Source organism: Halomonas sp. THAF5a (genome assembly GCF_009363755.1).
Classification (GTDB): Bacteria; Pseudomonadota; Gammaproteobacteria; order Pseudomonadales; family Halomonadaceae; genus Halomonas.
In genome coordinates, this window is sequence record NZ_CP045417.1 from 3,218,606 (window position 1) to 3,243,111 (window position 24,506).

The window sequence follows — 24,506 nt, forward strand, 5'->3', positions numbered from 1 at the left end:
CCTCTCGGGCGGCCCGAACCACCAGCCTCGCTCCACCGAGCCGCGCCAGCCCCTCCGGGCGGCGCGGCTTCCTTTATGCCGGGCGTCTCCCGAGGCGGCCCGCGCCTCCCACCCGGGCGCCCGCCCCGTCACGCCCCGCCGGCCTCGCGCCCGCGCCACAGGCCGGAAAGCGAGACCGCCAGGATCGACATCAGCACCAGCGCCAGCGACGGCACCAGCACCGCCCAGGGCGCGCGCTCCAGGTAGGGCATGCTGTCGGCGAGCAACAGCCCCCATTCCGGAGCCGGCGGCCGCGGGCCGAGCCCGAGGAAACCCAGGGCGGCCAGCGCCAGCGCGGTGCCAGGCAGGCGCAGCATGGCGTGGCGGAACACCGGCCCGACCAGCGCGGGCAGCACGTAGCGCGACAGCAGCCGCCAGCGCCCCACGCCGAGCACCGGGGTGATGCGCACGTGCGGCTGGGCCAGGGTCTCGCTGACCAGCGCCGAGGTGTGCGCCGCCAGCGGCGCCCAGCTCACCGCCGTCACCGCGATCACCGCGCCGGCGGCGCTCGGCCCCATCAGGCCGGCCACGATCAGCCCGGCGATCACCGGCGGCGTGGCGTTGGTGACCTCGATGGGCCCGGCCGCCAGCCGCGGCATCAGCCCGATCGCGAGCCCCAGCACGAAGGTGACCAGCACCGTGGCCAGCGCCATGCCCATGGTGGAGAGCGCGCCGTGGCTGACCCGCGCGAGGATGTCGCGGCCGATGCCGTCGGCGCCCAGCGGCAGCCCCGCCCCCGGCGGCTGCAGGCGCAGGTAGGCCGAGGTCATCGGATCGCGGGCGAGCCCCGCCAGCACGATCGTCAGCAGCAGCGCCGCCGCCACCGCCGGCACGATCCAGCGCCGGCCGCCGCCGTGGGCCACCGGGGCCGCCACCGGCACCGCGCCGGCCCGCATCGCCCGGCCCAGCAGCAGCGAGCGGCCGAGGTTGGCCAGCCCGCCCAGCACCACGGCGATGGCCAGCAGGATCAGGATGCCGGTCTGCAGCGCCGGCAGGTCCTGGGCGGAGGCCGCCCCCAGCGTGGCCCGGCCGAGGCCGGGAATCGAGAACACCTGCTCGACGGCGATCGCCCCGCCGGTCAGGCCCACCACCACCAGCCCCACCTGGGGCATCAGGCTCGGCAGGGTGCGCTTCAGCGCGGCCAGCGCCAGGCGCCGCCGCGAGAAGCCCGCCATGTGCCAGGTCGCGACCCAGCGCTCGGCGAAGGCCGAGGTCAGGCCGTCGCTGAACAGCCGCCCCAGCAGGCCGCCGGCCGGCAGCCCCAGCGACAGCGCCGGCAGCACCAGGTGGCGCCACTCGCCCCAGCCATAGGGCGGCAGCCAGCGCAGCCAGGCGGCGAACACCACCAACAGCAGCGCCGCGAGCAAAAACTCCGGCAGCGCCGTGACGGCCGCGGCCATCGCGCCCGAGCTCGGCGCCGGACGACCGTCGAGGCCGCGCCGCAGGGCCGGCAGGCAGACCAGCAGCGCGGTGGAAAACGCGACGACCAGCGCCGCCGCCATCAGCGCAAGCGACACCCCGGTCGCCTGCAGCAGGCCCGGCAGCACCGGGGTACCGGAGATCCAGGAGGTGCCGGCATCGCCGTGCAGCAGGCCGCCGACCCAGTGGCCGAGCGTCTCGAGCGGCCCCATGGCCAGGCCCAGCTGCTCGCGGATGGCATCGAGCGCCTCCGGGGTCGGGTTCTGGTCGCCGGCCCGGGCGCGCAGGATGCTGAGCGCCGGGTCGCGCCCCGAGAGCCACGGCAGCAGGCCCACCAGCACCACCACGCCGCCGAGGGTGAGCAGCCGCGACAGGGTCGGCAGCAGCGCGCCCCACGCGATCGACGGGCCGCGCAACGAGGGTCGCGCCGACGGGCTCGCGCCCTTACTCGGCGCCATCGTCGATGAACCGGGTGTGCTCGTTGATCAGCTCGCGCTCGCGCGGGTCGCGCACGGCGCCGGCGATATGCTTGGCCTCGCCCTGGATGACCCGCTCGTGGAGCATCGGCACCGCGGCATCGGTGGCGAGGATCGCCGCCTCGGCGTCGATGATCGCCTGGCGGCGCTGCGGCCCCGGCTCCAGGTCGGCGGCCTTCTCCAGCGCCGCCTCGACCTCGGCATCGCACAGCTGGGCGATATTGAAGGAGCCCTCGCAGGCGAAGTCGCTGACCATGTAGGCCACCGGGTCGCCGGAGTCGAGCATGGTCGCCCGGGACAGGATGAAGGCGTCGAACTCGCCGGCCAGCATGTCCGCCTCGATGTGCGCGTACTGGCGCACCTCCTGCTGGACGTCGAAGCCCGCGGCCTCGAGCTGCTGCTCCAGCAGCACCGCTACCTCGGGCAGCTCGGCGCGGTCGGTGAAGGTGCCCAGGGTGATGGCGACGCCCTCCGGGTCCGCGGCCTCGGGCCGCCCCTGCACCGGCGTGCGCAGCCCGTCGGCCCACTGCAGCGCCGGGCCCAGCAGGCCGTTGGCGATGTCGGCGCGATTCTCGTAGACGGTGCGCACGATGGCCTCGCGGTCGAGCGCCTCGCGCGCCGCCGCCCGCAGCGCCGGGTCCGCCAGCGGCCCGGACTCGGTGTTGAGATAGAGGGTGTTGGTGCGCGGCATCGGAACCTCGTGGATCAGCTCGGGGTCGATCAGCGCGACCTGGGACACCGGCACCGCCTCGACCACGTCGGCCTCGCCGGTGCGCAGCGCCGCGCCGCGGGCCGTGCCGTCCGGCACGTAGTCGGCATCGATGCCGGCGAGCTCGGCGCGCTCGCCCCAGTAGTCCTCGAAGCGGTCGAGGCGCGCGCTCTGGGTGCCGTTGATCTCCTCGAGCACGAAGGGCCCGGTGCCGGCCTCGATCGGGTTGACGGTGCCGTCGTCGCGGTAGGCCCGCTCGGCGAGGATCGCCAGCTGCGGGCTGGACAGGCGATTGGGCACCAGCGGATCGGCCTCGGCGGTGCGCACGATCACCGCCCCGTCGCCGTCGGCCTCGATCGTCATGTCCACGCCGTCGAGGATGCGCGGCTTGGGCGCGGCGTTCGTGGCGGCGGTCAGCGAGGCCACCACGCGCTCGGCGGTCAGCGGCGTGCCGTCGTGGAAGGTCACGTCGTCGCGGATCGCGAAGCGCCAGCGGTACGGGTCGAGCCGCTCCCACTCGGTGGCCAGGAAGGGCTCGGGGCTGCCGTCGTCATCGAGGCGGATCAGCGTCTCGGCGGTGCTCCAGCGCGACAGCTTGAAGGCATCGTCGGTCAGCGGGTTCAGCCCGGAGCGCGGCGGCTGCAGCATGGCGACCCTGAGGCGCCGCTCACCGGCGTCGGCGGTCTCGGTGGCGCTCTTGCCGGCGGTCTCGCCGGCATTCTCGGTGGAGGCCGACTCCTCCTGCTGGCAGCCAGCCAGCAGGGCCAGGGCGAAAAGGCTCAGCGACAGCGGCGCCAGGGGAAACGGCAAGGCACGGCGAAGGGACAAGGGGCGAAGGCTCAAGGGGCTAGCTCCTGGGAACGATGGGCCGGCGTGGCGGCGGAAAGGGAACCGGGGGTAAGAGAAGTCGGAAGAAGATCCTGGCCCGGCAGCATGGCCGCGGCCCGGATCAGCGCCGCCGTGCGCTCGTGCGCCGGCGCGCGAAACAGCGCCTCGGTGGGGCGGTCCTCGATGATCGCGCCGTCGTCCAGCACCAGGGTGCGCTGGCACAGCCGGCAGACCACCGAGAGGTCATGGGAGATCAGCAGCAGGCCGATGCCGGCCTCGTGGTGCAGCGTCTTCAGCACCCGGGTCACCTGGGCCTGGAGCGGCAGGTCGAGGCCGCTGAGCGGCTCGTCGGCCAGCAGCAGTCGCGGGCGCACGGCCATGGCCCGGGCGATGGCCACCCGCTGGGCCTGGCCACCGGAGAGCTCGGCCGGGCGACGCATCAGATAGCCGCCGTCCAGGCCGACCTGCTCCAGCGCCTCGCCCACCCGCGGCTCGTGCGGGCCCTCGATGCCCAGCCGCACCAGCGGCTCGCGGATCAGCTCGCCGACGCGCATGCGCGGGTCCAGCGAGGCCGCCGGATCCTGGGGGATGACCTGCACCACGCGGCGATACCAGCGCAGCGCGCGCGCCGAGCCCGGCGCGATGCGCCGCCCCCGGCAGACGATCTCGCCACCGTCGGCCCGAGTCAGGCCGAGCATCAGGTTCAAGAGCGTCGACTTGCCGGCGCCGGACACCCCGGCCAGGCCGATCAGCTCGCCGGGGTAGAGGCGAAAGTCGATGTCGCGCAGGATGTGGCGACAGTCGCGGCCGCCCCACCAGCGCCGCGGCCCGGGCATGCGCTTGCCGACCCCGGAGACCCGCAGCAGCGAGCCGTCGTCGTTGAGTTCGGGCATCGTCATGGGCCTACCCTGCCGCCCGAAGACGCGGCGTTTCCCCCCGACGCGGCGGGTCGGCCGGCGCCTGGAGGCGTTCGCGGTGGCCCAGCGCCGCGACCAGCTCGCGGGAGAAGCGGTGACGCGGCGCGGCGATGATGTCGGCCAGCCGACCGCTCTCCACCAGCCGGCCCTGATCGATGATCAGCGCACGCTCGCACAGCCGCGAGGCGGCGGCCATGTCGTGGGAGATGAACAGCAGCGCGGGCGTGTCGGCGGTGCCGGTGGTCTCGCGCAGCAGCGCCAGCACCTCGGCCTGGGTCAGCACGTCGAGCGCCGTGGTGGGCTCGTCGGCGACGATCAGCGACGGCCGGCAGGCCAGCGCCAGCGCCAGGCAGGCCCGCTGACGCTGGCCGCCGGAGAGCTCCGCCGGCGAACGCCGCATGACCCGCTCGGGCTCGGCGAGGTTCATCCGCCCCAGCAGCGCGACGGCCGCCTGCTGCGCCTCGCGGCGGTAGAGCCCCTGGAAGCGCCGGAAGGGCTCGCGCAGCTGGACGCCCACGCTGACCAGCGGGTTGAGCGCGGCCTGGGTGTTCTGGAACACCATGCCGGCGCGGGCCTGCGCCGGCCGCCGGGTCGCGCGCACCCCGCCGACCTCGAGGCCGTTGAGGCGGATGGCGCCGTCGATGCGGGCCGCGGGCGGCGTCAGGCCGAGGATCGCCCCGGCGGTGAGCGACTTGCCGGAGCCCGACGGGCCGATCAGGCAGACCCGCTCGCCCGGCTGGACGGCGAACGAGAGGCCGTCCACCACCGGCCGCTGGCCGAGCCGAATGCGCAGGTCTTCTACCCTCAGGACGGGATCAGTTGCCGATGATGTCACGGGGTCTTCACGCCTCGCCGCTCTCGAAAGGGCGAGAGGATATATCATAACAAAAGCGACCGAAACAAGGCGGCATCGACCGAAGCGGCTGCTGACGGCCCGGGAGGGGGTGACGGCCGACCCGGTCGACCGTCACCCCCTGTCAGCGAGGCGAAAGCTCAGGTGCCGCAGAAGGTACGAAACACCGCCGCGCCGGCCGGCGCCGGCCGGGCGTAGGCCTCGCGGTCGGGCTGGGCCTCGAAGGGGGTCGCCAGCACCTCGGCCAGGGTCTCGAAAGGCGCGAGGTCGCCCTCGGCGGCGGCGTCCAGCGCCGCCTCCACCTGGTGGTTGCGCGGGATGTAGCGCGGGTTGGTCCCGCGCAGCCGCGCGGCGATGGTCGCCGGGTCCGCGGCTTCCCGGGCCAGCCGCGCCCGCCAGCGGGGCAGCCAGGCGGCGATGGCGTCCGGCGTCTCGAAGCGCTCCAGCAGCGCCGGAGCGTCTTGCTCCACCGCCTCGGCAAGATGGCGAAAGGCCAGGGTAAAGTCGGCGCGGCCCGCGGCCATCGCCTCGAGGAAGGCCTCGGCGAGCTCGCGGTCGCCCTCCTCCTCGCCGACCAGGCCCAGCTTGCCGCGCATCACCGAAAGCCACTCGGCCTCGTACTGCTCGGGGTAGGCCTGGATCATCGCGGTGGCGCGCTCCACGGCGCGGTCGGCGTCGTCGTCGATCAGCGGCAGCAGGGTCTCGGCGAAGCGCGCCAGGTTCCACTGGGCGATCCACGGCTGGTTGCGGTAGGCGTAGCGGCCGCCCTCGTCGATGGAGCTGAACACCTGCTCGGGGTCATAGGCCTCCATGAAGGCGCAGGGGCCGTAGTCGAGGGTCTCGCCGGCGATGGAGACGTTGTCGGTGTTCATCACGCCGTGGATGAAGCCGAGCCCCATCCAGCCGGCGACCAGCCGCGCCTGGCGCGCCTGAACGGCCTCCAGCAGCGCGAGATAGCGCTGCGCCGGGGGCTTATCGGCAAGCTCGGGGTAGTGCCGCTCGATGGCGAGGTCGGCGAGCAGGCGAACGGCCTCCTCGTCGCCCCGGGCGGCGAAGTACTGGAAGGTGCCCACGCGCAGGTGGCTCGAGGCGACCCGGGTCAGCACGGCACCCGGCTCGGGCACCCGGCGAAAGACCCGCTCGCCGGTGGCCACCGCGGCCAGGGCGCGGGTGGTGGGGATGCCCAGCACGTGCATCGCCTCGCTGACCAGGTACTCGCGCAGCACCGGGCCGAGGGGCGCGCGGCCGTCGGCGCCGCGGGAGAAGGGGGTGCAGCCCGCGCCCTTGAGCTGGAGCTCGCGCAGCCGCCCCTCGCGGTCGGTCACCTCGCCCAGCAGCACCGCGCGGCCGTCGCCCAGGCGCGGGTTGAAGTGGCCGAACTGGTGGCCGGCATAGGCCTGGGCCAACGGCTCGGCGCCCGCCGGCACGGCGTTGCCGGAGAACGCCTCGGCGGCGCTCGTTGCATCGAAGGCCGCCGTCTCGAAGCCCAGTTCCTCGGCCAGCGGCCGGTTGAAGGCCAGCAGCCGCGGCGCCTCCACCGCCACGGGGGCGAAGCGCGCGAAGAAGCGGTCGGGCAGGCGGGCGTAGCGCAGGGTGAACTCGGGAAACATGGCGACTCCGGTCGGCGGCTGCCGCGGGGCAGCGGAGGATGAATACCCGAGTATATCGCTCGGATTTGTGCGAATCGACCTCTCCCCGGCGCCCCTCACCGGACCCAACGGCGATTGCCCTGCCCCTCACCCTTCGCCCAGGGAGAGCTCCTCGCGGATCAGCTCGGCCAGGCGCCGGGCCGGCTCGGTGGGGCGTCGCGCGGCACGGTGCAGGGCCAGCTCCACGGTCGGCAGCGGCGGCAGGCCGCTCGACTCGTCCAGGGCGCGCAGCTGGGGGGTCAGCATGCTGCGGGTCACCACCACGATGGCCAGCCCCGCCTGCACCACCGGGCCCAGGCCGACCATCGACTGGCTGGTGTAGGCCACCCGCCAGTCGCGGCCGGCGGCGGCCAGCGACTGCTCGGCCACCTCGCGGAACAGGTCGGCGCCCAGGGAGTAGAGCGCCAGCGGCAGCGGGTCGGTCAGCGAGGGCTGGTGCTGCAGGCCCACCGCCCAGGCGAGCGGCTCGCGGCGAATGAACTCGCCCCCCGGCGAGCGGCGCTGGCGAGTCACCAGCGCCAGGTCCAGCTCGTCGGCCCGCACCTGCTCCATCAGGTGGGCGCTGGTGCCGCAGGTCACCTGCAGGCGCACTTCCGGATAGAGCTGGTGGAACCAGGAGAACACCGAGGTGAGCAGGCTGGCGTAGTCCTCGGGGATGCCCAGATTGAGCTCGCCGGTGACTCGCCGCATGCGCATGTCGGCGAGCGCCTCGTCGTTGAGCAGCAGCAGCTTCCGGGCATGGCCGAGCAGCCGCTCCCCCTCGGCGGTGAAGCGCAGCCGCCGCCCTTCCCGCTCGTGCAGGGTCACGTCCAGCGCGCTCTCCAGGCGCTGCAGCTGCATGCTGACGGTGGACTGGGTGTAGGCCAGGCGTCGCGCGGCGGCGGTCACGCTGCCGGTGTCGGCCACCGCCACCAGGGTTCGCAGCAGGCCGAGGTCGAGGGTCGGGGCGCGCATATACATCACCAACCTTGATGGTTCACATCAATAAGGATCGATTTTGTGATGAGTATGGACCGGATAGCATGCCGTCGTCACTCACTGGGCAAGGAGGTTGCGATCATGCTGGGTCATACGCTAGGCGTTTCACGTTTTCCATGGCATGGCGCCGGCGCCGCCGCGCTGGCGGTCCTCCTCTGGGCGCTGGTGCCGCTGCTGATGATCGCCGCCGGCGACCTGCCGCCGCTGCGCCTCTCGGCCATGGCGCTGCTGGCAGGAGCCCTGGGCACCCTGCCCATGGCGCGCCAGCGGCGCACCCGTGCGGCCGGGCCCTCCCGCACCCAGGGGGTGGCGATCAACCTGCTCGGCGCGCTGCTGATGGCCGGCGCCGTGGGCGCCTGCGTCGCCGCCTTCTCGCTGGCCCCGCCCGCCGAGGCGGCGCTGATCACCTACACCTGGCCGGTGATCTTCCTGCTGGCGAGCCGCTGGCTGGTGCTCAAGCGCCTGCCGCTGGCCACCCTCGGCGGCGCGTTGCTGGCCTTCTCCGGCGCCGCCCTGCTGGTGGTGCCCCAGGCACTGAGCGGCGGCGTCTCCGGGGCCTGGAGCGGCTACCTGCTGGCCTTCGGCACGGCGCTGTGCTGGGCGCTCTTCTCGCTGGCGAGCCAGGTGCCGAGCTTCCGCTTCGGCGAGCGCATGCCGCACCTGCTGCTGATCGCCAGCGTGATGACCGGCGTCGCCAGCCTGGCGCTGGAGGGCGTGAGCGAGCTGCCCTCGTCTCGGGAGCTGCAGGCCACCGCCGCCCTGGGCCTCGGCCCCTACGGCATCGCCATGCTCGCCTGGGACCGCGCCCTCGGCGATCCCCAGGCGCATCGGCTGGGCAACCTGGCCCACGCCGTGCCGGTGCTGGCCACCCTCTTCCTGGTGATCGCCGGGGTCACCACGCCGGACTGGCGCCTGCCGCTGGCCGCCGGCCTGGTGCTCTGGGGCAGCGTCACGGCCTCGAGGCGCTGAGCGCCGATACGGGCCGCGACGGAGACATTTCCTGTTTTTCGAGACGCTGACGGCAATTCCCCGCCATCTCGAAGACGATTGGACATCTTGCCGTCGGGCCAGTAGGGTAATGGCGCCTCGGGCGAAAACATCGACAACGCCCCGAGGCGGTCACCCCCGTGACCGACTGGTCTCGCTTCACCGCAGACTGGATCACCGGCACTCTCGACTGTCCGTCGCCGACGTCATCGATAGAGAAGGAATCCATGTCGCCCCACTACACCGAACAGGGCCGCTGCATGCCGCGCCGCCCGCCGCCAGACCGCTCCTTCCCCGGGTAACGCCACGCGGCGCCGCCTGAGACGGCCCGTGCGCCTGTGCACCGTCCTGCCGACGGCTCGCATCGATCGCCTCACGCTCGCCAAGAGCGCCGTTCCAGCTCCCATCGGCCCCAGGCCCGATACCTCGCCGCGTGCGCCATCGACGCCCCACCCTGACCGACCATCGCGTCGGGCCGCCGCCCCCTGCGCGGCCGCCCCGTGACGGGCCCTTTCCACTCACCGAGGGACTGCTTTTGAACAGCGCATCGCTCCATCAATTCTCGACCCTGACCGTCATCCTGCTGATGCTCGCCTTCTACGGCGGCACCTACCTGCTCACGCTCGGCATTCGCAAGAAGAAGGAGGACGCCGACGCCTTCATGGTCTCCAACCACCGCATCGGCTTCGGCATCGGCGCGGCCAGCATGACCGCCACCTGGATCTGGGCCGCCTCCTTCTACGCCGCCGCCACCTCCGGCTACACCTACGGCGTCTCCGGCCCCATCCACTACGGGCTCTGGGGGGCGCTGATGATCCTCTTCATCTACCCGTTCGGCCGGCGCTTTCGCAAGCTCGCCCCCAACGCCCACACCCTGGGCGAGCTGATCCACGCCCGCCACGGCAGCTCCAGCCAGCTGATCCTCGCCCTCTCCAACGTGCTCGGCAGCGTGATCAGCCTGATGGTCAACTTCACCGCCGCCGGCGCCCTGGTCTCGGTGCTCTCGCCGCTCTCCTTCCAGGCCGGGGTGATCATCGCCGGCGTCGGCGTGCTGCTCTACACCCTGTGGTCCGGCTTCCGCGCCTCGGTGCTCACCGACTTCGCCCAGCTGGTGGCGCTGATGGCCATCGCCGTGGTGATAATTCCCGCGGTGTTCTTCGCCATGGGCGGCCCCAGCGAGCTGGTCGCCGGCCTCGACAACCTGACGCCTGAGCAGGCCGACTTCTTCTCGATGGATGCCATCCTCCACCAGGGCGCGCCCTTCTTCGTCGCCGTGCTGGCCTACGCCATCGGCAACCAGACCATCTCCCAGCGCCTCTTCGCGGTGAACGAGGAGCACATCAAGCCGACCTTCCTCACCGCCACCGTCGGCTACGGCGCCATCGTCATCGGCCTGGGCATGATCGGCCTGATGGCCCTGACGCTCGGCATCGAGCCGCTCAATGGCGACATGAACAACCTGATCCCGCAGATGGTCTCGGGCTACCTGCCGCCGATCTTCATCGCGCTGTTCTTCGTGCTGGTGATCGGCTCGCTCTCCTCCACCGCCGACTCCGACCTCTCGGCGCTGTCGGCGATCATGATGGCCGACGTCTACGGCAAGAACATCGCCCGGGGCAAGGCCGACCCCCAGCGCATGCTGCTGGTGGGCCGCCTGACCATGATCATCGCCACCGCGGTGGGCATCGTCTTCGCCAGCTTCTCGCTGGATATCCTGGTGATGCTGGTGTTCGTCGGCGCGCTGTGGGGCGCCATCGTCTTCCCGGTGATCGCCAGCTGCTTCTGGGACCGCATCACCAACGCCGCCTTCACCACCTCGGTGCTGGTGGCCATGGTGATGTTCTGCCTGGCGCGCTTCGAGTGGCTGCCGCTGTCGGGCGCCACCGGCCTGCTCTTCGAGCTGCTGGCGAGCATCGGCGGCGGCGTGATCATCGGCCTGATGGTCTTCGGCTTCCTGGGCCGCGCGATGGGTTTTCTCGCCGGCATCCTGGCACTCGCGGCCATGCTGGTCTTCGCCACCGGCTTCCTGCGCGAGTACACCGTGCTGCTGGCCTCGCTGACCGCCTACGGCACCAGCACCCTGGTCTGCGTGGTGATGAGCCTGGCGAGCCGCCAGGAGCGCTTCGACTTCGCCACCATCGGCGAGCGGGTCGGCGACTACGACCAGGCCCCGCTCGCGCCCGAGCAGGCGCCGCGCCGTCCTGCCGCGCCGGCCGCCGCCACCCTGGCCGGCCAGCGCTGAGCCCCACCCCATCCACCGCGGCGCCGGCCCCCGGCGCCGCCCATGAGGAGAACGACCATGACCCTGCTCTACGGCCTCTACGTGCTCGCCTGGCCCGCCCTGACCCTGGGCGTGCTGGTGCTGATCTGTCGCGCCGTGCTGCGCGACCGCCGCGACGCCCAGCGCGAGCATCGCGAGCTCGTGTGATCCCCTCGCGACCCGGATCGCGACACGACCGAGGCCCCGCCGGCACTGCCGGCGGGGCCTCTTGCGTTCAATCCGGCGGCGCGGGGGACTAGACGGCAGGAAGCCCCCCGCGACCCAGGTCGCCCCAACAGGGAGCCACGACGATGACGGACCACGCCCTGGACTACTTCCGGCCGCCGGCCGCCGGCCGCCGGCCTCCGACGCCCTCGGCCAGCGCTCGATGGAAGGCCACCAGGCGCGGCTGCGCTAACAGTATCGGCGCGCGATCGAGCAAAGGCGCCGCATGACCTGCGCGCCTAGTGACGATCCGGCGCCTCGCCGGTCGGGAGCCGGGCCAGGAAGGCCTGGAAGTCCCGATCCGCCCGAAGGCGCCGATGCAGCTCGCCGAGCGCCGTCACCGCCTCGCTCGAGTGGTCGATACGCAGGTCGAGGGGCAGGCCGCCGGGCGCACGCACCTTGAGCGCCGCCGACACCAGTCCCCGCCGGTCGCCGCCGGCTCGCTGGCCCGCCCCGAGCGCGGCCAGCAGTGCCTCGGCCAGTGCCTCGCCCGAGGCCCTCGCCTGGCGGTAGGCCGCCACCATGGCGGGCACCACCTCCTGGCTGCCCAGCATGTTCCCCGCGACTGCCAGACCGGGCTCGAGATGCAGGTCGCAGACCGGCACGTTGCTCGCCCCGGTCCAGCCTGCCACCTCGCCGCGGCCATCCATCAGAGCCAGCTGGCGCCAGGCCTCGCCCCGATCCGCGCGGCGCAGCTCGGCCACGGTCAAGGCCACCGGCTCGCCCTCGGCGAGTCGCGCCAGGCCACGTTCGGCGGCCATCACGCTGGTGCTGTAGCCTTGGGTGATGGCCGCCCCGACGCCGGGCTGCAGGTGCGGGACGAAGCCCCCCAGGGCAGGACCGCCCGTCGCACAGGCGACGCCCAGGGTGCGTCGGTCGGTATCCAGGGCGATCAGACTGAAGGTCATGGGCACTCCGGTGAGAGGATGCAGCGGCATTGCCGAAGACGGCGAGCCTATTTATCATGACAAATACCATGATCATCAGACGGTCGACAAGCCGCCCCACCCGCAAGGAGAGTGATGAGCCAGTCACCACGACACGCCGCGCGCCGTGCCCGCCCCGAGGTCATCGGCGAGGCGATCAAGGAGTACATCGCGCATCACGGTCTCGTCCCCGGAGATCGCCTGCCCCAGGAGTCCCACCTGGTCGAGGCGCTCGACGCCTCCAAGGGCACCATCCGCGAGGCGCTGCGCGGCCTGACGGCCCAGGGCCTGATCCAGACCCGTACCGGCCCCGGCGGCGGCGCCTTCATCTGCGAGGTGAGCGACGACCGCGCCATGGAGTTGCTGGGCAACTACTTCTTCTTTCGCCAGCCGACCATCCATGACATCTACGAGGTCCGCAAGCAGCTCCAGCCCTCCATGGTGGCCAGCCTCGAGGGCGTGCTGGACGACGCTGCCTTCCGCCGCCTGGAAGCGGTGATGGCCTACTACACCCATCCGCCCGCCTCGCTGGAGGAGGAACGCACCCAGCGCATCAAGGAACTGGAGTTCCACCTGGTGCTGGTGGATTACTGCCCCAATCCCCTGCTGGCCCTGATGTGTCGCTTCATGATCCGCCTGCTGATGAGCCTGACGACCTGCCAACAGATCTACGACCGGCCCTACCCGGAGCTGCGCCAGCGCGGCTACGACTACCAGCGCCGACTGCTCGACGCCCTGCGCAACGACGACATGGACGAGGCGCGCCGCATCATGGCCGAGCACATGCAGGCCGCCCAGGCGCTGATGGAGGCGGGGGAAGCCACCCTCGACAAGGCCTTCTTCCGCGCCGACGACACCGCCGGCGAAGCCCCGAGCCGCGAGTACCTGGCGCTGCGCGACCTCTAAGCCCGCGCCGCCGCGGATCCCGCCAGAATCCCTGCGCACGAGACGCTACCGAGCCTGCCCTCCCCGGCAGGCGGACGGGGCATCTCCCTGTGCCCGTGCGCCGAATGACGCGACGACCGAGAGGCCGGCATGGCGTCTTTGCCCCTAGAACCGGCCGCGCCAGGCGACTAGACCATCGTCGTAGCCTGCGAAGCGACGCTCCGGAAGATATTTATCATAACAAATTGTTTTCCCCCGATTTCGCTCGCCTTTGCACCGAAATCGCGCGTCTGTGCGGCATCGAGCGACGATTGACAGCGCTCACCGGGCGCCGCTAGCCTTTATTTATCATGATAAATTAACAACACCCAGGCGATGCCGTTCTCGGCCGCCTTGGCAAGGGGAATCGATGAGTCATTCGTACGAACCGGCGGCCCGGCAGGCCTGGCAGTGGCTGGAAAGGGCGGCCCGCTTCAGTGAAACCCGGGACCCGGACCGCGAGGGCGTCACTCGGCGCTGCGCCACCCCGGAACACCGCGCCACCCTGGACGCCCTCAGCGGCTGGATGCGGGAGCTGGGCATGGCGGTGCGACTGGACAACGCCGCCAACCTGATCGGCCGGCATGCCAGCGGGACCCCGCGGGCTCGCACGCTGCTGCTCGGTTCGCATCAGGACACCGTGCCCCACGGCGGGAAATACGACGGCATCCTCGGGGTGATCCTGCCGCTGGCGCTGATCAAGTACCTGAGGGACAACGCCATCGAGCTGCCCTTCCACATCGACGTGGTGGCCTTCAGCGACGAGGAAGGCACGCGCTTCAGCTCGACGCTGCTCGGCTCCAAGGTGCTCGCCGGCAGCTTCGACGACGCCATGCTGGACGCCGCCGACGACGGCGGCGTGACGCTGCGCGAGGCCCTGGAGGCCTTCGGCTGCCGCCCCGAACGCATCGCCGAGGATCGCTACACCCCCGAGGAAGTCCTCGCCTTCCTCGAGGTGCATATCGAGCAGGGGCCCCAGCTCGAGCTCGATAACCTGCCGGTCGGGGTGGTGAGCGCCATCACCGGCATCGAGCGCCATCGCGTGACCATCCAGGGCCTGGCCGGCCACGCCGGTACGGTGCCCATGCATGTGCGCCAGGACGCCCTGGTCGGCGCCGCCGAAGTGATTCGCCAGGTCGATGCCCTGTGCCGAGAGACCGACGACCTGGTCGGCGTGGTGGGCAAGATCGAGAACGCCCCCAACGGGGTGAACGTCATTCCCCAGACCACCACCCTGTCCATCGAGCTGCGCTCGCCTAACGACGATATCCGGCGTCAGGCTCGGGAAACGCTGCTCGAGCGCATCGACAACGCGCTGACCGCCTCCCGACTGGGGCTCGATCATGCCCTGACCTACGAACAATCCGCCGTGCAGTGCTCCACCTGGCTCTCCGAGGAGCTGCAGGGCGCCGTGCGCGACAGCGGCCTCCCGCCGCGGGTGCTGTTCAGCGGTGCGGGTCACGACGGCCTGGCCATGCGCTCGCTGTGCGACATCGGCATGCTCTTCCTGCGCTGCGAAGGGGGCGTCAGCCACCATCCCGGCGAGGCCATCGAACCCGAGGACCTGACGGCCGCCGTCGAGGTCCTGGTCCACGTCTGCCAACGCCTGGCCAAGCGCCAGACGGCGGCATGACCTCCGTTCCCGACTCCATCCATTCACCACGACAGCACCGACAACGCTCCGAGGGTCGACCATGAGCCAATCCCAACAACATACACAGACCTCGGCACCATCGGCATCGACCGCGCAGAAGTGGTACCAGCGCGTGCCGGACCCGATGGTCCTGATCTTCCTGATACTGGTCGCCGCCTACCTGATGACCTTCATCGTGCCGGCCGGCGAATACCAGCGCGAAATGCTCGAAAACGGCAGGACGTCGGTCATTCCCGACTCCTTCCAGTATCTCGCGGACGTAGCCAACCTCCACGTCTTCGACATCTTCGTGGCCATCCCCGAGGGGTTGATCGCCGCCTCGCAGTACCTGTTCATCGTCTTCATCGCCGGCGGGCTCTTCCACATCCTGCAACGCACCGGGGCCCTGGAGAACGCCATCGGCGTCGCCGTCCACCGGGTCGGCGCCGAGAACAGCACGCGCAGCCGTAACCTGATCATCGTCGCCGGCACCTTCATCTACGGCTTCTTCGGCGTGGCCGTCGGCTTCGAGAACAACATCGCCCTGGTGCCGATCGGCGTGCTGATCGCCACGGCGATCGGCTGCTCGCGGCTGGTCGGCGTGACCATGGCCGTCGGCGGCATCGGGATCGGCTTCGCCCTCTCGCCGATCAACCCCTACACCGTCGGGGTGGCGCAGGGCATCGGCGAGCTGCCGACCTTCTCCGGCTGGGGCCTGAGGACTCTGATGGTGGTCGGCTGCCTGGCCACCCTGAGCGCCTTCATCTGCTGCTACGTGACCCGCGTCGACTATCGCGATGACCAGCCCGCCGAGCTCACCAAGCGGCTCGAGGACTACACCTTGTCGCGCCGCGACCTGATGACCCTGGGCATCTTCGTGGCCGGCCTGGCGATCATGCTGGTCGGGGTGTTCACCCGCGGCTGGTACATCAACGAGATCGCCGCCATGTTCCTGCTGATGGCGATCGTGATCGGCTTCGCCAACGGCCTGGGCGCCAACGAACTGGTCAAGCAGATGATGGAGGGGGCCTCCACGGTCACTGCCGGCGCCCTGGTGATCGGGGTCGCGGCGTCGATCCAGGTGATCCTCAAGGACGCCCAGATCATCGACACCATCGTCCATGGCCTGAGCGGCCTGGTAGGCGACATGCCGACCGCCCTGGCGGCGGTGGCCGCCAGCGTCATCCAGGGCGTGATCAACCTGTTCGTGCCCAGCGGCTCGGGCCAGGCGCTGGTCACCATGCCGATCCTGATCCCGCTGGCCGACCTGATCGACATGAGCCGCCAGCTGATGATCACCGCCTTCCAGGTGGGCGACGGCCTGACCAACCTCATCGTGCCCACCTCCGGCGGCACCCTGGCCATGCTGGCCCTCGGCCGGGTCTCCTATGCCCAGTGGCTGCGCGTGATCATGCCGCTGATGGTGCTGGTCTACGGCATGTGCTGGATCGCCCTCATCGCCGGGCACTACATCGGCTACTGATCCCACCGCGTGTCCAGTCGACACGCCCCACCATAGGGCCGGCCATCCATGGCCGAGGCGAGCGTCCGGAGGGGCGCTCGTCTTCTATCCGCGGCCCCGTCGATCTCCGGGATCCCGCCGGCGGGAGGGTGGCGCTCCGGCCCCTAGCCAGACAGAGGCCCCAAGACATGCCCATTGCTCCCGCCACCTCGGCCCCTCTGGGCGAAACGCTCGAGGCCCTGCACCGCGACGCCGTGGCACGCCCATCGGCAGGCAGAGTGGCCGACTACATTCCAGCACTGGCGACGGTCGATGCTTCGCGCTGCGGCATTGCCGTCGCCAGCCTCGAGGGGGAAGTCGTCACGGTGGGCCACGCCGAGACCGGCTTCTCGATCCAGAGCATCTCCAAGGTCTTCAGCCTGGTGCTGTCACTGCAACGCCTGAGCGATGGCCTGTGGAGCCGAGTGGGCATGGAGCCCTCCGGGCAACCCTTCAATTCCATCGTGCAGCTCGAATGGGAACACGGCATTCCGCGCAACCCCTTCATCAATGCCGGCGCCATTGTGGTCGCCGATACGCTGGTCTCGCACTTCTCGGCGAGTCGTCCGGCCTTCCTGTCCTTCCTGCGCAAGCTGTCCGGCAACCAACGGCTCATGGTCAATGACGATGTGCTGGCATCCGAGTCTCGGAACGGCAGCCGCAATGCCGCCCTGGCGCACCTGATGAAGAGTTTTGGGAATATCGAGGACAAGGTGGAGCGCGTCCTCGATCACTACTTCTTCCAGTGCTCCGTGGACATGTCCTGTGCCGACCTGGCGAGAAGCCTGCTGTTCCTGGCCAATCGCGGCACCCAGCCACACAGTGGCGAGACGATCTGCAGCCGGCGGGACGCCCATCGCGTCAATGCCATCCTCTCCACCAGCGGCATGTACGATCAATCCGGGCAGTTCGCCTTCTCCGTGGGGCTGCCGGCCAAGAGCGGCGTCGGTGGCGGTATCATCGCCATCGTGCCCGGTTACGGCGTGATCGCGGCATGGAGCCCTCCGCTCAACGCCCATGGCAACTCTACGACAGCGCTATGGATGATCACCCGACTGGCGGGTCAGCTAGGACTTTCCATCTACTGAACCTGCGGCGCTGGACCGCTCGCTCCGGAGGCGAAGACTCGGCGTCCGATTCCGGCTAGTCGCCGCTGCCTCAGGCAGTATACTGGAAGGCATGCCCCCATGCCGAGGAGCGCCACCATGCTGGACCCCGCCCAGTGCCGCCAGGCTCGTCTGGCTCGGGATGCCCGCTTCGACGGTCGCTTCTTCGTCGCGGTGACCACCACCGGCATCTACTGTCGGCCGGTGTGTCCTGCGACCCCGCCCCTTGAGCGCAACGTGCGCTACTTCGCCAACTCCTTGGCCGCCGCTGAAGCCGGCTTTCGGCCGTGCCTGCGCTGTCGGCCGGACAGCGCCCCGGACTCGCCGGCCTGGCGCGGCACCGATACCACCCTGGAGCGCGCACTGCGCCTGATCGACGACGGTGCCCTGCGCGACGGCTCGCTCGGCGAGTTGTGCGATCGGCTCGGCGTCGGCGAACGCCACCTGCGGCGCTTGTTCCGCAAACGGCTCGGCGTCTCGCCCAAGGCCTATGCCCAACACCGCCAGTGCCTGTTCGCCAAGCAGTTGCTGCACCAGACCACGCTGCCGATCACCGACATCGCCTACGCCAGCGGCTTTCGCAGCCTGCGCCGCTTCAACGACGCCTTCCTGACCCGCATCGGCCTGGCGCCGCGCACGCTGCGCCGCCGAGCCGGTGATCCTGGCGAGGGCCTGACGCTGTGGCTGGCCTACCGCCCACCCTACGCCTGGCCGGCACTGCGCGACTTCCATGCCGGCCGCGCCATCGAGGGCCTGGAGTGGGTCGGCGAGGCGCATTACGGCCGCCACATCCGCTGGGGCGAGGCGAAGGGCCGCTTCACCGCCGAGCACGTGCCCCAGCGCCACGCTTTCCGGGTTCGCCTCGCGCTCGACGACCTTCGCGCCTTGTCGCCGGTGGTGCGGCACATCCGTCGGGTGCTCGACCTGGACGCCGACACCGCCACCATCGAGTCCCACCTGGCCGACGCCTTCCCCGGAATCGACCTCGTCGAGGGGCTGCGCCTGCCCGGCATCTGGTCGCCCTTCGAGGCCGGCGTGCGTGCCATCCTCGGCCAGCAGGTCTCCGTCGCCGCCGCCCGCCGACAGGTGATCACCCTGGTGGACGAGCTCGGCGAGCCCGCCGGCGACGCCGCCGGCCACCACTTCCCGGTGCCCCGGGCCATCGCCGACAGCGAGCTGACCTTCCTCGGGATGCCTGGCGCCCGCCGCGGGACGCTGAAACGCTTCGCCGCCTGGTATGTCGATGCCGAGGCGGCGGACGAGCCGAGCCGCTGGACGGCACTCAAGGGCATCGGTCCCTGGACCGCCGACTACGCGACGATGCGCGGCACCTCGCACCCGGATGTCTGGCTCGGCGGCGACCTGGGCGTCCAGCGCGCGCTGCCGGCGCTGAACGGCGCCGAGCCGGCCGACGCCGCGCCCTGGCGCAGCTACCTGACCTTTCAACTCTGGTCCCGTTAGGGGCACACTCCAGATGTCGATCCGCACCGCCCACTCAGGAGTCCTCGCCATGTACCTCGACTACTATCGGCCGCCGGCCTCCGACGCCCTCGGCCTGATCCGCCTGCGCGCCAGCGCCGACGGCCTCACCGAGATCGCCTTCGTGATGGAGGCCGAGGCACCGGCCCGCCCCAGCGCAGTGACCGACCGGGCCCGCGCCCAGCTCGACGAGTACTTCGCCGGCAGCCGCCACGCCTTCGAGCTGCCGCTGGCGCCCGAGGGCACCGACTTCCAGCGGCGCGTCTGGCAGGCGCTCGCCGACATCCCCTTCGGCGAGACCCGCTGCTACGCCGAGATCGCCGAGCAGCTGCACTGTCGCGGCGGCCAGCGCGCGGTGGGGGCGGCCAACGGCAAGAACCCGCTGGCCATCGTGGTGCCCTGCCACCGGGTGATCGGCAGCGACGGCCGGCTCACCGGCTACGCCGCCGGACTCGGCCGCAAGCAGTGGCTGCTGGCCCATGAGGCGGGCGAGGTGCCCTTCGCGCTGACCTGAGCCGACCGCTGGGGCCTCGCCCCCGTCACTCGCTCGGCGTCGCCAGGTCCCGATACCAGGCGGCGTAGGGCGTGTTCTCCACCTTGCGCTGGGTAAAGTCCGGCGCCCCGTCCGTCCACCACACCGGGCCGCGCTCGCCCAGCGCCCGCTTCGCCTCGTCGACCTCGTCGCGGGCCTCGCGCTCCGCCTGGGGGTCGCTCGCACGCCTGGCCTGGGCCACGGCCCGCCGCGCCCGCATCAGCCGCTGCACCCAGTCCTGTCGCTCCCGCTCGGGCAGCGCGGGGTTCGTGCAGCGCCAGAGGCGGCCGCGCACCACGATATAGCGGCCGTCCGGGGTGGTGAGAGGCGTCGAGGCAGTCATGGTGAAAAGTGGCTCCGGGTCGGGGGAGGAAAGCGAGCCGGCGGTGGCCGCCTCGCCTACGCCAGGGGCACCGCATAGAAGAGGCAGTCGCTGCGGGCGATATCGCTGTTGGTGGTGGCCATGAACAGCCGCAGCGGGCGGCGGGCGTGGAGGCGCCCCTCGCGCTCGCGGAAGAGTTCCTGCACGCGCTCCCGACCCTCCCCGTCCCGCGCCTGCAGGCAGGCGAGGCCGCGGGGGCCCAGCCAGCCGAGCGTCGCGGACGGAGAGGTCACGCCCCGGTTGTGCTCGTCGATGCGCGACCAGAGCGTCACATCCACGCCGGCACGGGGCAAGCGGTCGTAGGCGACGCTGGCACCGGGACAGAGCTCGACCCGCAGCGGATGCACCAGCACCTCGAGCCCCGGGGCGGCAGGCAGCGCCGCGAGGTCGGGACACTCGGCGAGCAGCCTATAGAGCTCCTCGGCCACGTCGCGGGCGGCGGGCTGCAGGGCGCCGCCGCACTCGAGGGTGAAGACGGGACAGCCCGCCAGTCGCGGCCGCGTGAGCGGCAGTTCCATCAGGCTGCCGAGCCGCATGTCGGTGACGATCAGCTGTTCGCAGAGCCGGCCGCACAGGGCCTCGACGACCGGCTGGCGATGGGTGGCCACGGCGAAGGCGGGGCCGTTGCCGGAGGTGTTGTGCAGGTCGATGACGCACTCCGGCGCCCAGGCCTCCAGGTCGCCGATGATCGCCCGGGCGAGCTCCCCGGACGGCCCCTCAAAGGGCGGCCGGAAACAGCGATTGAGGTCCCGGTCGTCCGGGGTATGGCGATGGGTGAAGGTCGGATGCGAGAGCGCGCCCCGCACGTTGGCCAGCAGCACCGCCAGCCGGGTCCGGGGCCGCGGGCGCTCCGCCAGCCAGCGGTGCAGCGCCAGGGTGCCGGAGGGCTCGTTGCCGTGCAGCAGGGTGGTGACCACCCGGCAGCGCCGGTCATCCTCGCCCTCGAGCATGAACCAGGCGGGCCCGCCGAGGGCCTGGAGCCAGGCCTCGACCTCGCGATGGTCGTCCGGCGGGTCGGTGATGACCGGCAGCGACACGCCCTTCATTCAGGCCTCCTGGGGCCAGCGCGCCACCGGCCGGTTGGTGGCCGCCGCCTCCCGGTAGGCGTCGAGCAGCCGATGACAGGCCGGGCCGCGGGACAGGCCCTGCGCCTCGAGCTGAGCGAGCCTCTGGCGCTGCCAGCGGGCGGGGCTGGTCCGCGCCTGGAGGCGCTCGGCGATCACCGCGAGGTAGGGGCGGCTGTCGGCATCCGCCACGCCCAGGGCGCGCAGCCCGCGCGACACCTCGGGCAGCAGCCATTCGAGCAGCGTCATCACCGGCGTCTCCTCCAGGCGGTGGTGACGGCGATGCGGCCACATCAGCCGGGCGTCCAGCCCCGACTGGGCGGCGCGATAGAAGTTATATTCGGCATAGCGGAACGGCATGGCGCTCAGCCACTCGGTGATGTCGTCGCGCAGCGCCGCCACCAGCCCCAGCAGCAGCGCCGCGTTGGCCACCATGTCCACGGGAGTCGGCCCCGACGGCAGGGCGCGCATCTCCACCCGCAGGTGGCCGCCGTCCTCGGGATCATAGACCGCCCGGTTCCAGGGCCAGAGGGTGCCCATGTGCAGGCGCAGCTCGGCGAGCCCCGGCGCCGTGCTGCCGGGCGGCGACGCCTCGGGAGGATGGTCGGACATGAGCGGCAGCAGCGGCGGGTAGAGGGCCACCGCCTCGGCGAACAGCTCGACGGCGCCCTCGCGCACCCAGCCCTGGCCGAAGGTCACCCGCGCCGGCTGCTGCCAGCGGTCGGCGCCGCGCATCCGGCAATCCACCGCCTGCTTGAACAGGGCGATGCGGGTCTCGTCCCACAGCCGGCGCTGCAGGAAGAGCGGCGAATTGGCGGACAGCGCCAGCACCAGCGGGGTGACGATCTGGGCGGTGTTGTAGGTCGCGGCGAAGCGTTCGGGCGGCACTCGCAGGTGGAGCTGGAAGGAGGTGTTGGCCCCCTCCAGGACCACGTGGTCGCTGCTGACCCGCACGCTCTCCTCGCCACGGATCTCGACGTCGAAGGGGGCGCCGCGCATCCGCTTGAGGCCCTGCTCCAGGGCGCGATAGCGCGGCAGGTCGCTCATGGCGTGCTCCCCCAGGTCCGTCCGGCGCAGGGTGGGGAGGATACCGATCGGCACCACGTGGGCCCGATGGGCCGCCGCGGCCGACTCGAGCCGCGACAGGGCCTCGATGAGCTGGCGCTCCAGGGCCTGCAGCGGGCCGCCCGAGAGGGGCAGCGGCGCCAGGTTGTACTCGATGTTGAAGCGGTTGAGCTCGAGCTGCAGCCGAGGATCATCCAGGGCGTCGACCAGGGCCTGGTTGAGCAGTGCGACCCTCCCCCGCTCGTCGACAATATAGGCCTCGAGCTCGGCGCCGATGCTCGGCGCTCCCGCCCCGAAGCCCGGCCGGGCGAGCGTCTCGCGCAGCACCTCGATGCTGTCGCGCAGGCGCTTGCCGAAGCGAGGGTAGTCCGACGCCGCGAAGGCGTCGCGATCGATGATCGCGCCCATGGCATCCCCTCCTCGCAGCGGCCGGCGTTGTCACCAGTCTAGGTAAAGTCGCCGGGGGATGGGATGCCGGAGGCTAGGACCGCTCCTGAGACCGCCCCTGAGAGCCCCCCTCGAGAAAGGTGCGATAGTCCTGGCGCACGGTGTCGGCATAGCTGACGGCCAGGGTGGTCACCATGTCCACGCAGTGCTCGAGCCGGCCCTCGACGCAGCGCCCGACGGCACGGGCGAAGCCCCCCGGGTCGTCGGGGCTCAGGGCACGTGCGCCGCGCAGGTGCTCCCGCGCCAGGATGCGCCCCCACTGCTTGACCAGCTGGCGATAGGGCTTGGCGCCGTCGAGCTGGTGGGTCGGGAAGTCCTCCTTGTAGGGCGAACGCTCGCGCACCGAGAACACCGTCTCGCCCAGGTGCAGCCAGCCCAGGTAGGGATCGGGGTGCTCGGCGATGGCCTGGAAGGCCTCGGCGTGCCGTATCCCCTCATGGGGAAAGGCCTGTCGCCAGGCGCGCTTCTCGGCGCCGTCCATCAGCCCCCAGCCCTCCGGCGGGGTCTGCTGCTTGACGTCGAGGATGACGTCGTCGTGTTCGTGGTCCTGCCCGCCCTCGATCAGCACATAGAAGCGCTCGAGGCCCAGCGAGCCCGTGCCGGCATCGAGCCGGCGGGCCATGTCCTTGACGCGGAAGTGATCCGCCTCGACCTCATGCCGAAGACCGCCCAGGGTCTCGCGATACTCCTCCTCCACGGCCTTGCGCAGCTGGCTGGCCAGGTGCGCCGGCAGCCGGGCCAGCTTCCCCGGACGTTCATCGACGGCGAAGCGCCGGCCGTCGTCGGACACGGTGGTCCACTTGTCGAGCATCTTCGCCCGGCTCTTCTTCTTGCCCACCTTCTTCATGAAGGGCCCGAGCGGCCCCCTGGCGGTGGCCAGGGTCACCGCGCCGGGCACCTCGCCCTCCACGTGGCGGGCCAGCTCGTCGTGGTAGCGGGTGACCAGCGCCTTGAGCGCCTTGCGAATCGCCTTGTCGGAGAGGTCGGTGTTCTCCCGGGCATCCAGCACCAGGCTGATGGCCAGGCGCCAGAGGTCATACTGGTAGTCGCCGATCATGGCGTCGTCGAAGTCGTCCATGCCGTAGCGCACGGCGTCGTCATGGTGGCCATAGGCGCCGAAATTATAGGCATGGGCATCGCCCTGCAGCCAGGTCTGGGTCTCCGGCAGGCCGCCGAACAGCGCGAAGCGCCAGTCATGCCAGACGTCCTGCCAGTAGAGGTGGTTGGTGCCGCGAAAGAAGCGATAGGGCGACTCGGCCAGCTTGGCGTACTTGGCGTCGCGGTCGCCCTCGTCCAGGGCGGCGTTGGCCGCCTGGATGGCGTCGAGGACCTGGCGGGGACGGTTGTGGCGCGTCAGGGGTGGCGACATGGAGAGGCTCCCGATGGCGAACGAGGACCGCGATCCGCGGCCCCTGCCAGTCAAGCAGGCGGTGCCGCCAGCGACAAGCCCCGGCAAATGTTGCTCCGCCCCACCAACGGTTGCCGCTGGCAGAGCGCCCGTCAGGCCGGCAGATGCAGGATGGCGCCGCGCAGGGCCCGCTCATCGGCCCACAGCTTGCCGAGGGTGAGCGGCAGCGAGAAGCGCCGCCGGCCGGCGCCGCCGGGATTGAACAGCAGCCGGCCGTCGCGCCACTCGTTGCGCGCCTTGTGGGAGTGGCCGTGGAGCACGGCATCGCAGGCGGTGGCGGCGTCGAAGTCGGCGATGTCGTGCACCAGGTGCAGCCGCCAGCCGTTGAATGAGAGATCGAGGAGCCAGGTCAGCCGCTCGGCCCAGGCCGCGGTGTCGACGTTGCCGCGCACGGCGAGCACCGGCGCCAGCTCGCCCAGCCGCTCGAGGATCGCCGCATCGCGATCCCGGCTGCCCACGTCGCCGAGGTGCAGGATCAGCCCGCACCCCTCGAGCAGCGCCAGCGCCTCGTCACGCAGGGTGCCGTGGGTGTCGGCGATCACCCCGATTGGGGCGTCGAGGTCGAAGCATTCGGTTGTCATGGGGCCCCCTGGTGGCGATTCATCCCCATGGTGGCGCCCGGGACGCCAGGAAGACAGCACCGCACGCAAAAAGGAGGGGCAACGCCCCTCCTCCGCCCGCTGCCGATGCCACCCATCA

21 protein-coding genes are annotated in these 24,506 nt (G+C 71.4%); 9 read left to right on the forward strand and 12 right to left on the reverse strand.

Annotated features, from left to right (window positions below; all coding sequences use genetic code 11):
- Window positions 1–128 precede the first annotated feature (128 nt).
- The 6 genes from FIU83_RS14550 to FIU83_RS14575 form a co-directional block, all read right to left on the reverse strand.
- Window positions 129–1,916: an ABC transporter permease subunit gene (locus tag FIU83_RS14550; protein WP_253939491.1), complete on the reverse strand. Its 1,788-nt coding sequence runs from the start codon at window positions 1,914–1,916 to the stop codon at window positions 129–131.
- On the reverse strand, window positions 1,903–3,486 hold the full coding sequence (locus FIU83_RS14555; protein ID WP_253939492.1) for an ABC transporter substrate-binding protein: 1,584 nt from the start codon (window positions 3,484–3,486) through the stop codon (window positions 1,903–1,905). The genes FIU83_RS14550 and FIU83_RS14555 overlap by 14 nt, the downstream gene beginning before the upstream one ends.
- A complete protein-coding gene (locus FIU83_RS14560; protein WP_152484710.1) occupies window positions 3,483–4,370 on the reverse strand; it encodes an ABC transporter ATP-binding protein in 888 nt (295 codons plus the stop codon). Before FIU83_RS14560 ends, FIU83_RS14555 begins: the two co-directional genes overlap by 4 nt.
- 4 nt (window positions 4,371–4,374) lie before the next feature.
- A complete protein-coding gene (locus FIU83_RS14565; protein ID WP_172976093.1) occupies window positions 4,375–5,223 on the reverse strand; it encodes an ABC transporter ATP-binding protein in 849 nt (282 codons plus the stop codon).
- A gap of 158 nt (window positions 5,224–5,381) precedes the next feature.
- Window positions 5,382–6,851: a YdiU family protein gene (locus tag FIU83_RS14570; RefSeq protein WP_152484711.1), complete on the reverse strand. Its 1,470-nt coding sequence runs from the start codon at window positions 6,849–6,851 to the stop codon at window positions 5,382–5,384.
- A gap of 126 nt (window positions 6,852–6,977) precedes the next feature.
- Entirely contained in the window at window positions 6,978–7,844 is an 867-nt protein-coding gene (locus tag FIU83_RS14575; RefSeq protein WP_152484712.1) for a LysR substrate-binding domain-containing protein, read from the reverse strand.
- A gap of 105 nt (window positions 7,845–7,949) precedes the next feature.
- Between FIU83_RS14575 and FIU83_RS14580 the strand changes: the two genes are divergently transcribed.
- From FIU83_RS14580 to FIU83_RS17570, 3 genes are all read left to right on the forward strand, one after another.
- Entirely contained in the window at window positions 7,950–8,837 is an 888-nt protein-coding gene (locus FIU83_RS14580) for a DMT family transporter (protein ID WP_152484713.1), read from the forward strand.
- Between the two features lie 553 nt (window positions 8,838–9,390).
- Entirely contained in the window at window positions 9,391–11,097 is a 1,707-nt protein-coding gene (locus tag FIU83_RS14585) for a sodium:solute symporter family protein (RefSeq protein ID WP_152484714.1), read from the forward strand.
- A 57-nt stretch (window positions 11,098–11,154) separates the two neighbouring features.
- Complete coding sequence (locus tag FIU83_RS17570; protein WP_216645036.1) at window positions 11,155–11,283, forward strand: putative transporter small subunit; 129 nt, start codon at window positions 11,155–11,157, stop codon at window positions 11,281–11,283.
- Window positions 11,284–11,579: 296 nt separating this feature from the next.
- Here FIU83_RS17570 and FIU83_RS14590 read toward each other — a convergent pair whose 3' ends face one another.
- The gene (locus FIU83_RS14590) at window positions 11,580–12,248 is read right to left on the reverse strand and encodes a DUF1028 domain-containing protein (RefSeq protein WP_172976094.1); all 669 of its coding nucleotides are present in this window, start codon (window positions 12,246–12,248) and stop codon (window positions 11,580–11,582) included.
- A gap of 114 nt (window positions 12,249–12,362) precedes the next feature.
- Here FIU83_RS14590 and FIU83_RS14595 point away from each other — a divergent pair, with 114 nt between their 5' ends.
- The 6 genes from FIU83_RS14595 (at window position 12,363) to FIU83_RS14620 (ending at window position 19,423) form a co-directional block, all read left to right on the forward strand.
- Entirely contained in the window at window positions 12,363–13,172 is an 810-nt protein-coding gene (locus tag FIU83_RS14595; protein WP_152484716.1) for a FadR/GntR family transcriptional regulator, read from the forward strand.
- Window positions 13,173–13,560: 388 nt separating this feature from the next.
- Window positions 13,561–14,823 (forward strand): allantoate amidohydrolase, encoded by a 1,263-nt coding sequence (locus FIU83_RS14600; RefSeq protein ID WP_152484717.1) that lies wholly within the window; start codon window positions 13,561–13,563, stop codon window positions 14,821–14,823.
- A gap of 61 nt (window positions 14,824–14,884) precedes the next feature.
- A complete protein-coding gene (locus tag FIU83_RS14605) occupies window positions 14,885–16,306 on the forward strand; it encodes a YfcC family protein (protein WP_253939493.1) in 1,422 nt (473 codons plus the stop codon).
- A 167-nt stretch (window positions 16,307–16,473) separates the two neighbouring features.
- A complete protein-coding gene (locus tag FIU83_RS14610) occupies window positions 16,474–17,412 on the forward strand; it encodes a glutaminase (RefSeq protein ID WP_152484718.1) in 939 nt (312 codons plus the stop codon).
- A gap of 117 nt (window positions 17,413–17,529) precedes the next feature.
- Entirely contained in the window at window positions 17,530–18,891 is a 1,362-nt protein-coding gene (locus FIU83_RS14615; RefSeq protein ID WP_152484719.1) for an AlkA N-terminal domain-containing protein, read from the forward strand.
- A 49-nt stretch (window positions 18,892–18,940) separates the two neighbouring features.
- A complete protein-coding gene (locus tag FIU83_RS14620) occupies window positions 18,941–19,423 on the forward strand; it encodes a methylated-DNA--[protein]-cysteine S-methyltransferase (protein WP_152484720.1) in 483 nt (160 codons plus the stop codon).
- Window positions 19,424–19,448: 25 nt separating this feature from the next.
- On the opposite strand, the gene FIU83_RS14625 is transcribed toward FIU83_RS14620, so the two are convergent.
- The 5 genes from FIU83_RS14625 to FIU83_RS14645 all read right to left on the reverse strand — a co-directional run bounded on the left by FIU83_RS14625 (window position 19,449) and on the right by FIU83_RS14645 (window position 24,388).
- Window positions 19,449–19,784: a hypothetical protein gene (locus FIU83_RS14625; protein ID WP_152484721.1), complete on the reverse strand. Its 336-nt coding sequence runs from the start codon at window positions 19,782–19,784 to the stop codon at window positions 19,449–19,451.
- A 56-nt stretch (window positions 19,785–19,840) separates the two neighbouring features.
- On the reverse strand, window positions 19,841–20,869 hold the full coding sequence (locus tag FIU83_RS14630) for a succinylglutamate desuccinylase/aspartoacylase family protein (RefSeq protein ID WP_152484722.1): 1,029 nt from the start codon (window positions 20,867–20,869) through the stop codon (window positions 19,841–19,843).
- Window positions 20,870–22,360 carry a glutamate--cysteine ligase gene (locus FIU83_RS14635; protein ID WP_152484723.1) on the reverse strand — a complete coding sequence of 497 codons (1,491 nt, stop codon included), beginning with the start codon at window positions 22,358–22,360 and terminating at the stop codon, window positions 20,870–20,872.
- A 73-nt stretch (window positions 22,361–22,433) separates the two neighbouring features.
- Window positions 22,434–23,768, reverse strand: a complete 1,335-nt coding sequence (locus FIU83_RS14640; protein WP_152484724.1) for a DUF2252 domain-containing protein — start codon at window positions 23,766–23,768, stop codon at window positions 22,434–22,436.
- A gap of 131 nt (window positions 23,769–23,899) precedes the next feature.
- Entirely contained in the window at window positions 23,900–24,388 is a 489-nt protein-coding gene (locus FIU83_RS14645) for a metallophosphoesterase family protein (protein ID WP_152484725.1), read from the reverse strand.
- Window positions 24,389–24,506 lie beyond the last annotated feature (118 nt).